The sequence below is a fragment of the Mucilaginibacter rivuli genome (assembly GCF_019391655.1).
Classification (GTDB): domain Bacteria; phylum Bacteroidota; class Bacteroidia; order Sphingobacteriales; family Sphingobacteriaceae; genus Mucilaginibacter; species Mucilaginibacter rivuli.
This window is the reverse complement of the sequence record NZ_JAHXPQ010000005.1, coordinates 84,583-97,858: the sequence shown is the minus strand read 5'-3', so window position 1 is coordinate 97,858 and position 13,276 is coordinate 84,583. Positions and strand designations below refer to the sequence as shown.

At 41.2% G+C, this 13,276-nt stretch carries 15 protein-coding genes; 5 read left to right on the top strand and 10 right to left on the bottom strand.

The features are described from left to right. Positions 1-6: 6 nt before the first annotated feature. The 3 genes from KXQ82_RS13015 to KXQ82_RS13005 form a co-directional block, all read right to left on the bottom strand. Positions 7-903 carry a hypothetical protein gene (locus KXQ82_RS13015; protein WP_219488832.1) on the bottom strand — a complete coding sequence of 299 codons (897 nt, stop codon included), beginning with the start codon at positions 901-903 and terminating at the stop codon, positions 7-9. Positions 904-915: 12 nt separating this feature from the next. Next, positions 916-1,272, bottom strand: coding sequence for a hypothetical protein (locus KXQ82_RS13010; protein WP_219488831.1), 357 nt, complete (start codon positions 1,270-1,272; stop codon positions 916-918). A 164-nt stretch (positions 1,273-1,436) separates the two neighbouring features. Next, complete coding sequence (locus KXQ82_RS13005; protein ID WP_219488830.1) at positions 1,437-2,384, bottom strand: PepSY-like domain-containing protein; 948 nt, start codon at positions 2,382-2,384, stop codon at positions 1,437-1,439. 131 nt (positions 2,385-2,515) lie between these two features. Between KXQ82_RS13005 and KXQ82_RS13000 the strand changes: the two genes are divergently transcribed. Together KXQ82_RS13000 and KXQ82_RS12995 are read left to right on the top strand one after the other, a co-directional pair. Continuing rightward, positions 2,516-3,565, top strand: coding sequence for an acyltransferase (locus KXQ82_RS13000; RefSeq protein ID WP_219488829.1), 1,050 nt, complete (start codon positions 2,516-2,518; stop codon positions 3,563-3,565). A 191-nt stretch (positions 3,566-3,756) separates the two neighbouring features. Beyond that, positions 3,757-4,167 (top strand): hypothetical protein, encoded by a 411-nt coding sequence (locus tag KXQ82_RS12995; protein WP_219488828.1) that lies wholly within the window; start codon positions 3,757-3,759, stop codon positions 4,165-4,167. A gap of 73 nt (positions 4,168-4,240) precedes the next feature. On the opposite strand, the gene KXQ82_RS12990 is transcribed toward KXQ82_RS12995, so the two are convergent. Beyond that, positions 4,241-5,578: a right-handed parallel beta-helix repeat-containing protein gene (locus KXQ82_RS12990; RefSeq protein ID WP_219488827.1), complete on the bottom strand. Its 1,338-nt coding sequence runs from the start codon at positions 5,576-5,578 to the stop codon at positions 4,241-4,243. A gap of 128 nt (positions 5,579-5,706) precedes the next feature. Here KXQ82_RS12990 and KXQ82_RS12985 point away from each other — a divergent pair, with 128 nt between their 5' ends. After that, the gene (locus tag KXQ82_RS12985; protein ID WP_219488826.1) at positions 5,707-6,003 is read left to right on the top strand and encodes a hypothetical protein; all 297 of its coding nucleotides are present in this window, start codon (positions 5,707-5,709) and stop codon (positions 6,001-6,003) included. Between the two features lies 1 nt (position 6,004). On the opposite strand, the gene KXQ82_RS12980 is transcribed toward KXQ82_RS12985, so the two are convergent. The 6 genes from KXQ82_RS12980 to KXQ82_RS12955 all read right to left on the bottom strand — a co-directional run bounded on the left by KXQ82_RS12980 (position 6,005) and on the right by KXQ82_RS12955 (position 11,729). Further along, entirely contained in the window at positions 6,005-6,754 is a 750-nt protein-coding gene (locus KXQ82_RS12980) for a YdcF family protein (RefSeq protein WP_219488825.1), read from the bottom strand. Positions 6,755-6,767: 13 nt separating this feature from the next. Beyond that, a complete protein-coding gene (locus tag KXQ82_RS12975; RefSeq protein WP_219488824.1) occupies positions 6,768-7,334 on the bottom strand; it encodes an NUDIX hydrolase in 567 nt (188 codons plus the stop codon). Positions 7,335-7,906: 572 nt separating this feature from the next. Next, a complete protein-coding gene (gene truA, locus KXQ82_RS12970; protein ID WP_219488823.1) occupies positions 7,907-8,710 on the bottom strand; it encodes a tRNA pseudouridine(38-40) synthase TruA in 804 nt (267 codons plus the stop codon). A 3-nt stretch (positions 8,711-8,713) separates the two neighbouring features. Continuing rightward, positions 8,714-9,526, bottom strand: coding sequence for an MBL fold metallo-hydrolase (locus tag KXQ82_RS12965; protein WP_219488822.1), 813 nt, complete (start codon positions 9,524-9,526; stop codon positions 8,714-8,716). Between the two features lie 85 nt (positions 9,527-9,611). Next, entirely contained in the window at positions 9,612-10,973 is a 1,362-nt protein-coding gene (locus KXQ82_RS12960; RefSeq protein ID WP_219488821.1) for an HsdM family class I SAM-dependent methyltransferase, read from the bottom strand. A 186-nt stretch (positions 10,974-11,159) separates the two neighbouring features. Next, positions 11,160-11,729, bottom strand: a complete 570-nt coding sequence (locus KXQ82_RS12955) for a restriction endonuclease subunit S (RefSeq protein WP_219488820.1) — start codon at positions 11,727-11,729, stop codon at positions 11,160-11,162. A 283-nt stretch (positions 11,730-12,012) separates the two neighbouring features. Between KXQ82_RS12955 and KXQ82_RS12950 the strand changes: the two genes are divergently transcribed. After that, positions 12,013-12,393: an HYC_CC_PP family protein gene (locus tag KXQ82_RS12950; protein WP_219488819.1), complete on the top strand. Its 381-nt coding sequence runs from the start codon at positions 12,013-12,015 to the stop codon at positions 12,391-12,393. 71 nt (positions 12,394-12,464) lie between these two features. Next, positions 12,465-12,920: a DUF3659 domain-containing protein gene (locus tag KXQ82_RS12945; RefSeq protein ID WP_219488818.1), complete on the top strand. Its 456-nt coding sequence runs from the start codon at positions 12,465-12,467 to the stop codon at positions 12,918-12,920. Positions 12,921-13,276 lie beyond the last annotated feature (356 nt).

The window sequence follows — 13,276 nt, the reverse complement described above, 5'->3', positions numbered from 1 at the left end:
TCGTGCTTAATAAAAAAGGTAGTAGAAAGTTAAGTTAAAAAACGAGGTATTGGCATTGAACAATGAGCCCTGCACATTTACCGGGATAGAATATTTATAAGCAGCCTCCACAGTGTAATGCGGTCTGTTATAAGCCAGCGGGAACCTGAAGTTGTAGTTCAATGGGTTAAACTGTGTATTTTTTACAGAGTAATCATTAGGCAGTGGCTGTATACCGTGTGGCTTATTAGGGTCTTCTTTATAGTCAAAAAAACCATGTTGGTTGGAGAAATACTCAACAAAGTTTTGTGTGCCAAATATCATGTTAAATGATGGCTCAAAAGTGATATAGTCTTTTTCATCAAAAATGTTAAAGTTGCTTTCAAAGTAATGCGAGTGGCCTATCGAGAGGAAAAAATCATTGCTTTTACCAAATAAATAATCGGCGGTTATGCTGGTTTTAAGCAGGTGCCAATCAAAACTATTTTTAAAATTGATATCATTCGATGAGGCCGATTTAATGATCTGCGCCTTATCATTAAACGAGAAATGGGTGTAGCTTATGGTGCCTTTTATATCGTTGTTAAGCTTATAATTATAGCCGCCACCCACATCAAACTCATCAAAGGCAGGCGGCGAGCCAATCACCTTCCATGCCGAGCCGTATACAAAAAGGCCAAATTTAGTATTGTATATCACATCGGTAGTTAAATACGGATATGTTACAGGGCTTGTACGACCAAAAAAACTGGCATTAGTACCGTAGTTTACCCCTGCTGATACCGATTGTTTTTTTACCGACGTAGCCTGGCCGGTATCGGTAAGCAGATAAATACCTTTTTCATTCGAAACTGCGCCTGCAAATGCCAACCCGGTTAGCGGGCGGCAGGCAACAATAAAGAGTAGTGTTACTAAGTATTTCATAATGGTTTAGGTTTAGTTGTTGTTCCTTCTTATAATATCAGGCGGCCGCTCAACACCTTCAGGGCGCCGTTTACTGCGTGGTTTATTTTTGTTGGATGTATCAGCAGGCGCTATTATTTCGGGCTTTGGCTGGCGTTTGGTTTTGGGTACTTCTTTTATCACACCGCGGTCTAAAACATCCATGCGGTTTTGTGGGGTATGCTTAACTTTTGTGGTATCGTTATTAAAAACAGGCGTGGTAAATAAATTTTGTATACCCGGTGCCAAATCAGGGGCATAGCTACGCACCCCCGGCACAGCGGTATGAGCGTATGACAGGCGTGCTGCTAACAGCAGTGCAATAAAAATATAGGGTAACCGCCTTAACATGCCAAAACAGGAGCGTAAAATTTATTCAAATTATCATCAATTAAATAATGCCACATTATTGTTAACGCTAAAATTACTTAAAAAGCTTATAAATGCACATAGAAAAAACCCGGAGGCCCTGTAAAGGGCACACCGGGTTAACAATCAACTTCACATTTATTTAACTAACGTAATACAACGTTCTTAACAAAAGTACCCGTAGCATCAAATGCAACAGCTATACGGGTGTTATTAGCTGTTATCAAAACAACATAGCCTTGTACTGTACCGGTGCTGCTCTTTTCAACAAATGCCTTGTTGAAAACGTAGGCAGGGTAGGTGCCGGTTAAATATGTACTAACCGTTGCAGGCAAAGCGCTTTGGGCAATGGTGGTATGTTTTTCGGGATGCGGGAATAACTGTACCCTGGTAATAAATGTACCGCCAGATGTAAATGCTGTAGCAAACAAGCCTTTATTGGTGCTGATCACAACATAAGTGGCATCAAAATTTACAGCGGCATGCAGCAGAGTATCTGTTGGGTAGTTGGTAGCAAAATATGTTTTGATGGTTGCCGGCAATGCGGTTACCGCAAGGGTATCATGGTGCTCGCCATCGCGGTTGCCAAAGCAGCCGCCTTTGTGCCAGCCTTTATCATCGTTCAGGTCGTGGCCCTCGCGTTGTTCAAATACCAGTACAAAATTGCCGCTGGCGTCAAACTTTAAGCCAACAGGCTTGCCGTTAAAGTTTATTACTACTGCATAGCTATCAATAGCGCCGGCAGCGGTAGATATTTTAAACGCTTTTTGAAATGTATAACCTGCATAGTTAGCAGTTAAGTAAGTACCTATTGCAGTTGGCAGACTGGCAAAAGTTACCGAATCTTTTTTATCGCCGTTTTTATAACATTTGATTATAAAAATGCCGGTGGTGGTTATAGGTGTAGTTGTTATAGTACCGTTTAAGGCAGTAGTGGCAATGGTGGTTGTGCCCGCGAGGGAAACTTGTATGGCATTGGCAAATGCCGAATCATCAGTACTTGTTAACGATGATTGCTTTTGGCATGATGCCAGAACGGTAAGTGCTGCAAGGCCGCAGAATAACAGGGAGTGGAGTTTGGTTAACTTTTTCATGTGTGTGTTTTTAGGTTATATGAATAATTTGATTAATTGGCTTGTGATTAGATTACGATACAAACCTATTACCGTAACATGAAATGAAAATGAAGAAAGATTTATTTTGAAATAATGCGTTATTTTGATGCATGCCAGCCTCAAAACCCCAACAATTAGATTGGATAAATAACCTGCGGGTAATTGCCTTGTTTGCGGTAGTGATGCTGCACACTACATCGCCCGTGATGGAACAGTTTCATAAAGGGCCGCTATCGCTTTGGTTGGTTGGCGATCTTTATAATTCGCTCACCCGTTTCGCGGTACCTGTTTTTGTAATGATAAGCGGCGCGCTGCTGTTGGGGCGGGAGTACGAATTAGGCGATTTTTTAAAACGCCGGTTAAGCCGTATAATAATACCCTTTCTATTTTGGAGCCTGGTTTATGTAGCCTATATGTTTTATGATGAACAGGTGGATTACAGTGGCGATTGGTGGCTCACTACCAAACAGGTGTTACACTTTTTAAAGTACGAAAGCTCCTACCATTTGTGGTATGTGTATATGCTGATAGGCCTTTACCTTTTCATCCCTATACTAAACAAGTTCATTCGCGCAGCTACCGAAAAAGAGGTGCTTTACTTTTTGCTGGTTTGGTTTGTGGTGATGATGCTGGATCAGCCTTACCTGTCGCGCTTTAAGCCACAGCTTGATCTGCGGTATTTTGAAGGTTTTATCGGTTACCTGGTACTTGGGCATTACCTTGCCAATAAAGATTTTAAAATAAGGTACCTTAAAAGCTGCATGTGGATTTTATTCTTTGCTGCCCTGGGCTTAACCGCGCTTGGCACATACCTGCTGTTTGATCATTACAATGGGATAAGTACACTAATGTACGAACCGCTTAGTCCACCAATAGTGATCATATCAGTGAGTATTTTTATGGTTGCCAGGTTATCAAAGCCAAAGCTACCCGGATTTATGGTTAATATAAGGGATTTTTGCGGGAGATATTCTTACGGAATGTACCTGGGCCATGCCTTGGTTTTGACCTTACTGGATCAATACGCGGGTTTAACCTTTAAATTATTTACGCCAATATTCAGCATTCCCGTAACGGCACTTATTTGTTTTATGTTGACGTCTTTACTGGTTTATTTGGTGAATAAGATCCCGGTTATTGGGAAATGGATATCGGGCTAACGATTTTGTACGATTTTGTTGTTTCTGTTATTTTAATAATATATAATTAATAGTAATGCTGTAAAATATTTTTACCTTGTAATACCTTTTTAGACTATTGTTTTTTTTCTTGGCAGACCATTTCAACCTCAACATGAAGAGAATGCCGAAAATCTTAAAAAGAGTAGGCGATATTACTAACCAACTATTTTATGAAAAAATTATTATTATTAACTGTATTGTTTTTAACGGCTTTTACTTTTAAAAGTAAAGCGCAATTTACTTATTCAACGTTACAAGATACGTATGGGAACTACATCATGTTTGGTTCGCTGTCGTACGATAAAGTTAACGGAACAGCATCAGTTACAGGAATAAATAATGGCTCGGGCTTTTACGAAACAACTTTGATTGTGTGGGCTACCGGCAGTCTGGGCGATTGGGTAGACTTAATTAATGACGCCGCAGCAAATAATCAACAGTCATCAGCAGGTGGATCGTACAATCCCAGCAGTTCTTTTGCCGGTTTTCCGACCAATGAAGTTTGGACACTACATTACGCGTGGGGTGTTATATTAAATGATAATAACTGGTGTTATCAAGAAGTTTTAGAACCGATGTAAGATAAATCAGTTTTTAGTTGTAATGGTCTAAAGTCACCCTTGTTTTTTAAATCCAAGGGTGACTTTTTATGTGTTAATACGCATACTTCCCACCAGCCTCAAAACAACCCAGATCAGGGGCTTTACCAACATATTTAAAGCCAATATCCACACCTTTATCAATAAACTTGCTGCCGGGTTTCAGTTTCATAAAACCGTTATCGGGCAGGCTGCCGTCTTTTTGGCGGGGGGCGGTAAGCAGGGCTTCGTCGGTACTTATAAAGTCATCATCTGTAGCATCTAAATTCAGGTCGAAATAGTTGTTGGCCAGGTCGCACTTGGCTTTGTCAATTTCGGTTAACTCTTTACCGCCTTTGTAGCCCAAGTTATTACGCAGTTTATGGGCATATCCGGGTACATCGGCTTTTACATCATCTAACAGCCTGTTCAGCATGTTAAAGTTATTGCTGTTGCGATAAGCGGTATTGTTATACCAAATATTGCCGTTTACATGATGGTTAGCGTAAAAGCCACTTGCCTTATTGTGCACAGCCAAACAAAATTCGATTGTATTTTGAGGGATAGGATTCGGCAATTCGCTTGCGGGCCTGCGTGCATACCCACCGGCTTTAAAGCCATTACCATCGCCAAGGCTTTTAAAATCGCTGCCAAAGCCGTTATACATGGCCCAGCAATGATCAAATGTGGTTGCTTCGAACGAGTTGATCAGGTCATACCCGTCATCGCTGTTAAACCATGCACGGCAGCCACGGAAAACATTGTTTTTGCTGCCCGGCCTCGGGTGGCAGCCAAAACCATCGGTATTACCGCCACGGCCCGTTTCCGAAAAGTAGTCCCAGTTGCGGTAAGCATCGCAATTCAATATCAGGTTGTTCGATCCGCTTAACAGGTAAAAGCCAATGGCCATGCCATCGTGCATGCTCAGTTGCTCATAAATATTATTATCGCCATGGTTTTCAAAGCACTCGCTTTGGGTATGGCCCTTAATGGTTACCTGTACACCAATTACATCAAAACCTTTCAGGTGGATGTACGACCCCATTTGCATAAAGGCTATTACGCGCTGGTCAGCAGGTTTCACATCAGCATAATCAAAAACAGGCTTCTCTCCCGGAAAGGCGAAGTAATTTAAGTACGCACCGGGTTTTCCGCTTTTATCCAGATAGGTAACACTGGCGTAAATGCCTTGTTTATGTGCTATCTGCGCCTCGCTCATGCGGTAATTGCCGCCGCGTATGTAAACGGTATCGCCGGGGCTAATTGCGGCCTGTGCCTTTTGTATGGTGGCAAAGGGTTTTGCTTTAGTACCCGGATTGTTATCGCTGGCATTTACAGCTACATAATAAGTTGCCGAAAAAGCGAATGTGCATTGTATAATAAAAATGGAAGTAAAAAGAAGTTTTTTGATCATGATATGGTTCAATTCGATTGGTTAGAGCAAACACAGGCAATAATGGTTTAATACGGTTATTGGTATTTTCTATAAAATTAAAGATATTGGCTGATGTTAGGGTTTATTAATAAAAATGATACAATAATATGGATGTGACGCAGTTTCAATTGGAGGCGGTAAAAGATGTAATAGATGCCCAGCAAAAAGTAATTACAGCCTGGGAAGAAGTATTCAGCTCGGTTGAAAGCACAGTTGTTGGCTTGGTGAAAATAAATATCGAACTTAAATTGGTGATCATCCGCCAGCAAGACCCTGATTTTGTGTTACCCCAAAACCTGTATTCTGAAATGGATAACCTGCGGGCCAGTTACCAAAATGGGAGTGTATCGCCGCTGGAGTATTTCCAGGGACTGGATGCGATATTGAACCAGATCGTTATCTGATCTATTTAAACCAAAGTGCAATACAGCCCACAACTTCTTTAATGTAGAGGTCCCATTTGGGTAAAGTATTTACATCGGGTATTAAGCCGCTAAATGAAGGGCGACCACCGGCTAAAAAGTTGCAGGGGTAAGGCTCAACATACAATCCTGCTTTTTTAAAAGTAGCCATGGCCCTGCGCATATGAAAATCGGATGTTACGAGCAGGTATGGTGGCTCAAGGTGGCTGTTTGCCAGTAGGAGCTTAGTAAAAGCGGCATTTTCAATGGTGTTTTTTGATTTGTTTTCTATTAAAACAGCACTATCGGGTATGTTAAATTGTTTGAGCTGACCCTTTACCCAATCACCTTCCACAAAACCGTCTTTTTGGTGCATCAGGCTTGAGTTACCGCTGGTGATGAGGATATGCGATGCTTTGCGGGTTTCAAATAACCGGATGCCCTGTATAAACCTATCGGCGCTGGCATTAAAGTGTCCTGTATCGGGCCCGCCGGGACCAGAAAAGCCACCCAACACAATAACACAACTATAGGTTTTATTTGCAAAAGAACGATTAAAAGGATAACGCCACAGGTTGGCAAACTGATTTAAAAACAGCGGAATAGAAAATAGTAAGAATGTTACCACACTACCTGTTAGGAAACTTTTTTTGAGTTTTTTATTCTTCAGTACCAGGCCTGTTATCAACAGCATTAACACCCAACAAAATGGACTGATGAGGAATGCCAGTATCTTTGAAAAAAAGAAATACATATTTGCTAATATTCTATAAACCAAATATATCGGGGTAAAGCAATGCTGCTTTTAAAATAAAGTTTACCGAATCTGTGGTCCAGATATCACCGTCTTTTACTTTTTGGAGCACTTCTATAGCAGGGCAGGTTACTACTTCTATCTCTTCGGCAGGGTCTGGTTTTTGTACCGAGTTAAACTCTGCGTTGAAAACGATAAAGCCATAAACTACCTGCTTTGTTTTGGTTGGGTTGACGGTTATTTTACCTAATGATATCAATTGCCCGGCGTCAACCTTAATGCCGGTCTCTTCTTCCAGTTCGGCCATTGCCGAACCTAAAATGCCTTTGCCTGGTTGTTCAAGGCCACCTGGCAGGTCGAGCAATATCTGGCCGAGGCCATGTTTATATTGGCGCACTAAAACCACCTCGCTTTTTGCTGTTAACGCCAGTACCATCACCACATCGCCCAAGGGGGCAAGGTAATAGTCGTCCATGATCATGCCTGATGGTAGTTGCACGGTATGGCGCAGTAAAGGGAACCATGGGCTTGGGGATACGTCTTCTTCTTCGAGGATGGTCCAGGGTTTGAGTTTTGACATGGGGTAAAGATAAGTTTTTTCCACCACGTCATTGCGAGGCACGAAGCAATCCTAAACTATACTTTTCGAACTGTTACGGCTTCGATTAGGCATCATCTGGTCGCTCATAGCCGCGACGGGCTTAGTTACTTTTTGTCGCCACAAAAAGTAACCAAAAAAGGCTGTCAGCAGGAGGCTTCTTGCGCACGGGGCCATACCGCACAAGCTGGCAGAACTCGCGGGCTGCAACCTTTTGCCCTGCTGGTGCTCGCTCATGCCCTGCTTCTGCAAAAATTGCTATGCCCTTCCCACCGCACTACCCTACACGTTCTGCCCGCTTTTGGCCGAAGCTTCCCTGCTGACGTCTTCCAATCCTTCATCCCGAACTTGTTTCGGGACCTCACTTGCTAAGTGGCGAACTATCGCTTTTATAACTGTATGATGGGGTGCCGAAACAAGTTCGGCATGACGTTGATTGTTGGGGCCTGCGTTAGCGATAGTAGTGGAAACCCTGCAGCCGCTTCTATCAGCGGCGAGGAGTTGTAGCGGATAGCGCGACCCGATCCTTCATCGGGTAACGCCCAAGATCTTCTCTATACCACTATCCAATTCTCCTCATCCTGCATGATTTTGGAGAAGGCGCTTTTGGCTGGAATATCAAGGTAGGGATAGGTTACTTTGCTGAGATATAAACCCTGTGGGTGTGCGGGGGTGAGTATTTTGGGTGTTTGGTTGTGGATGAGGTAATGTTCGAACTGCTCCACGCTAAGTTTGCCCTGGCCTATCATAATGAGGCGACCTACAATGATGCGCACCATTTTGCTGAGGAAACGGTTGGCAGTGATCTCAAAACGGAACCTGTCGCCTGCCGGGTTTTGATACAGGGTGGCCCGGGCAATGTTGCAGATGGTATGCTCGTTACGGTCGGGACTTTTGCAGAAGGCGCGGTAGTCGGTGTAGCGGGTGAGTAGGGCTACGGCTTGCGCCATTTGTTGCAGGTCCCACTCGGGTTGCAGGTAGAGGGAGCTCAGTCCGCTCAGAAAAGGGTCTTTATAGGTATGAATGTAATAGTTGTAGCTGCGCTCCACGGCATCAAAACGGGCGTGGTATTGTACGTCGGCGGGGATGATATCGAAGATGGCGATATCATCGGGCAGGAGCTTGTTGAGGCGGAAGAGCAGTTCGTCTTGTAGCGGTTTAACTACATCAATGTGGAAGAAAAACTGGCTGGCGTGTACCTGCGCGTCGGTTCGGCCACAGCCGGTAATGGCTGTTTCGGTTTTCAGTATTTTGGTAAGTGCTGCTTCGAGCACCTGCTGCACGTTAATACCATCGGGGTGGCGCTGCCAGCCGCAGTAATTGGCGCCATGGTAGGCAATATGTAAAAAATAGCGCATGGTTTAAAACAAGCTATATTGCGCGGGTTCATCGGCCACATAATCAGCATGCATAATACCGGTAATGTGGTACACGGGTGTTTCTTCGTAGCGCGAGGCCACAATGATACGGGTGTTTTGGGCATGCGCGCTGAAGAGGGTGTGCACCAGTTGAGGGTCGTTATTATCCTTTGATAAGTGGGCCAGCAGCAGGTGACTCATGTGCGCGGGCCTGTGGGTAATGAATAATTCGAGCGCCTGCTTATTGGATAAGTGGCCATGCCCGCCACGGATGCGGTTTTTTAAATGCCATGGGTAGCGACCGTTCTGCAGCATATCATCATCGTAATTGGCCTCTAAAAACGCCGCGTGGCATTGTTTAAAGTGGCTGATGAGATGATCGCATGGTGCGCCGATATCGGTAAATACGCCTACAGTAATACCATTGCAACTGATGTTAAAGCTATGCGGGTGTGCGGCATCATGAAACTTGGGGAAGGCGGTGATGCTCATCTGCCCGATGTACACAGGCTGATAGCCCGTAAAGGTAATGCAGTTATCAATGAACAGGCCGCCACGTTGTTGAGTTTGCGGTGTGATGTAAACGGGGAACTTGTATTTTTTTGCCAGTACTTCTACACCACGAATATGATCGGAATGCTCGTGCGAGATGAAAATGGCTTTTACTTTTTGCATGTTGAGGCCCAGGCGCAGCATACGGCGCTCGGTTTCGCGGCAGCTTATGCCGGCATCAATCAGTACGGCCTCGTGCGCATTGCCCACGTAATAACAATTACCGTTACTGCCCGAATTTAATGATGTAATGTATAGCGACATGCTGGTACAAAGTACGGGGTTTTGCGGGAGAGTTTATTAACAAAATTGTTTTTATAGTCGAGGATTACAGCAAACCGATATTTGTCTATTGTTCGATATTAATTAAAGAAATGATGTTTTTTTGAACAATAATTAACTGTTTTTCTATGTCGCAACAATCTCTTAGTAAATCAGATATCGGTAATAGGTTTTTAGGGAATCGCTCTTCAATAGTATATGATGTATTTTGGAAATCATAATTATTGTAATCAAATTCTTCTCTGCTAATTATTTTGTAAGGGATGTTTTGTAAAGTATTATTTATCGTCTCGCTGTTTCTAAAGTTGTGTACAATTAATGATATTGCTTCAATGTCTGAATCTGACAAAAAATGTTTTGACTTTTCTCGGACACCAATATTTGTAGCGTCAATCAAAATCACTTTACTGAAATTTCTATTTTTATTAAATATTAAAATAGCTGTGCTAACACCTGTGTTATAGAACATTTTTGTTGGAAGCGAAATCACAGCTTCAAGGATGTTTTCTTCAATAATACTTCGTCGCAGAAACTCAGTCTTTCCACTCGCAGACAATATACCAGATGGTACTATTACGGTTGCTCTACCATTGTTTGAAAGGTGGTCTAATATATGAGTTAAGAAAATTATCTCTGAACGGTTGCTTCTGATCTTATTTGCCCAATGGCCTGAGTATTTTAGGTTAGGAATAAGCATTCCGAAAGGAGGATTTGAAATAATGCAGTCAAATTCTAAATTAATTTCCGGAGGACCGTCATTTTGAGTTATCCATAGTATATTGGTAAGCCCCATCATGAAAATCTTAGTTTTTGCTATTTTTAATTGTAAGGAATTTTTAACTGAAGCAAAAAACTGATTTTTTTTTGCGTTCTGGTCCTGTCCTATTTTTGATAAAAACTCACCAGTCCTGGAGTATGGGTCGTAAATTGTTTTAATCTCATTATTGATAGGTGTAACACTTTTAACTAATTGAACCAGATCTTTAGGCGTCGAAAAAGCCGCGCCAATTTTGAAATTTTCTTCTAAAAGTGATTCAAGTAACTCAAAAATATTCACCACATTTTCAGGAGTCCATGTTTGGGGTAAAACCATTTCCCACTCAAGTAACATATTATAAAATTGTCCTTCTGGTAAATTGTTAAAATCGATCATGTTAAGATCCAAAACTTCTGCAGGGATGTCGCTCATTACATCTCTGTAAATTTTAATGAGACTGACTATAGCAAGTTTAGTGTCCTTTGTTTCATTGATTATATGAAAATTAACGCCCGCTTTGTTTTTTAGTAAAAAATTAGCCTTAGAGAGATAATTTAATAATATTAGTAGTAGAAATATTTCAGTTTTTGACCTATCACCAATTCCATCTGCATTTAATCTTTGTAAGTGCTCATGTAATAGGTTATTTAAAGATTTAAGTGTATTTTTCATTTAATTAATTTAACTAAAACGCTGAAATTTTTTAAAATCCATTGCGCTGAACTCACAACCCAATTTGATCTGATTTTATCTTCCTTTTTGGAATTTATATTAATGTTGACGGTTATATTTTCAACATATTGATTCAGATAAACTGGACCTTCATTCCCTTTAATATAATTTTTGTGACTGTCCATGTTAATGAATTAAGCTCCATAAATAACTATCTCGTAGCTGCATCCTTTTAACTATAAGAGATTCCAGCAGATTACTTTCTTTTTTTATTTCCGATATTAAGTTAACACCTAAAAGTTGCTTGTCTAACGTAGGGACTGGTATGCTGAGGCTTTCAATGGCTGATTTGCTGATCGTTGGTATTGTTGTTCCTGTAGTTTTATTTAATAGATAGTCTTTGGCAGGCATTTGATTTAAATACCACATCAAAAAATCTGGAGATATTTTACTTTGATTAACTCTAATAATGAAAAAAGAGGATGAAGCAATAGTTTTTATTGCTGAATTGTGGTATATATATGTAGAAAATTTGAGCCCTTTATTTGCAATTAATATATCACCGCTCAATAATAGGTGGTTATCTATTGATTGAAAAGCATTAGGATTAATTTTAGCTATTTTGTCAATAGGCGCACCATCCGTAATATCTTTAGGCTGTAATACGTTAATTGAACCGTGCGTTTCATCGTTTTCGATTTTCCCTCTAAACGTATATCCGGTTTTTATAATTGCCATTTCCTTTAATAAAATCATACAGTATGTGGTATAGTGTACAAAGATAACTTTCTTGCTCGAGAAATGCAAATCTATATGCTATATAGTGTATTTTTTTAAATGTTTAACCTAACATTTCATAATATTGGTCAGCCCATTTGTTCAAGAATACTTCTCTATGCGGGTTGGATAATCGACCCATTCATTTTTGCTATTGATATAATCGACCGTGATAATGCCAACCTATTTCTGTCGCATCCAACACCTTTAATTATGACCACCGACATTTTTTTGCAGTTATGCCGCACCTACATTTGTTGTGATGAAACGTGTTGCGCTACTCTTGTTAACATTTGCTTACCTGGTATCTGTTACCGGGTTTAAAATAAGCAGTATGACTTGCTTAGGTAAGCTATCATCAATAAAGGCTGGCTATAGGTGGGCTGGTATGCAGGCTAAAACCTGTACCAACATGACCGGATGCTGCAGCCGCACACAACATGTTTTTAAAGTAAATGACGCCCATGTAGGTACTGTATCGCTTTCATTAAACAAGCCATACGCGGGGGGCATTTTACTTTGTTTTTCAGCCGAAAAAGTACTTGACCGGTTATCGCTAAATGTTCAGCAGTATGTTGCCGGGGATAGCGAGCCGGGGCCGCCCGCGTGTATCTACAAACTACAGCACAATTACCGCATTTGATATTGAAATGTACCTGAACATTTAACGCATTTAATTCACCTGTCAATTTTACCATTCAAATTCAAAATATCATGAAAAAGTTATCACATATCGTTGCGTTGGTTATCCTGTTTATTGTTGCTATAGCCACCGGCACATCTGCACAAAATGTTACTACATTTAAAAAAGGCGGCATCTATGCCCAAAATGGAACTCAATTGGGAACTGTTGATAAGGACGATGTTATTAGGAACGCCAAAGGCCAGGCCATGTATTTTATAGACGAGAGCGGCAACGTGGCTAACGAAAAAGGCGAGATACTGGGCAAAGCCAAAAAGAACGGATCGTACTATAAACTCACCGGTGGCAACGTGGTGCTGACTGAAGATAAAAACCATGTACAGTGCGCCATGCTTGACCCTAAGGGCCATAATGTAGGCGCCGACCATAATAACGTTAAACTACATAATTGTGCCATACATTGCGTGGCCTTAATAAAAGCAAAAGAAGCTGATGCCAAGAAACAGACAGACAGCCATAAGCAATAAAACGTTTGCCTCAAATTTGAGAAGCAGGTAGCCGGCTGAACTAACCATTCAGCCGGTTTTTTCTTGTTATTTTGGTTGGAATTGCGTATATTGTAGGAAATGTTAATTGTTGCAATGTTATAAGGTTGCAATGTTGTAAAGTTTTTGAAATACCCACTTTTACCACCTTGCTATTTGGAATAAAGAGAAAAGGAAGAGAGAGTCAAAAGTCAAAAAGAGTGGATTGGAAGATTGCTTCAGATACCATTAATACTCATATTTTTGAAAATTCGAAATTGAACATCCGAAATGCGAAATCAAAATATACCCAAGAATACCCAAGTTTTGAATAAAGTAAAAAGGAGTAAGGAGCAAAG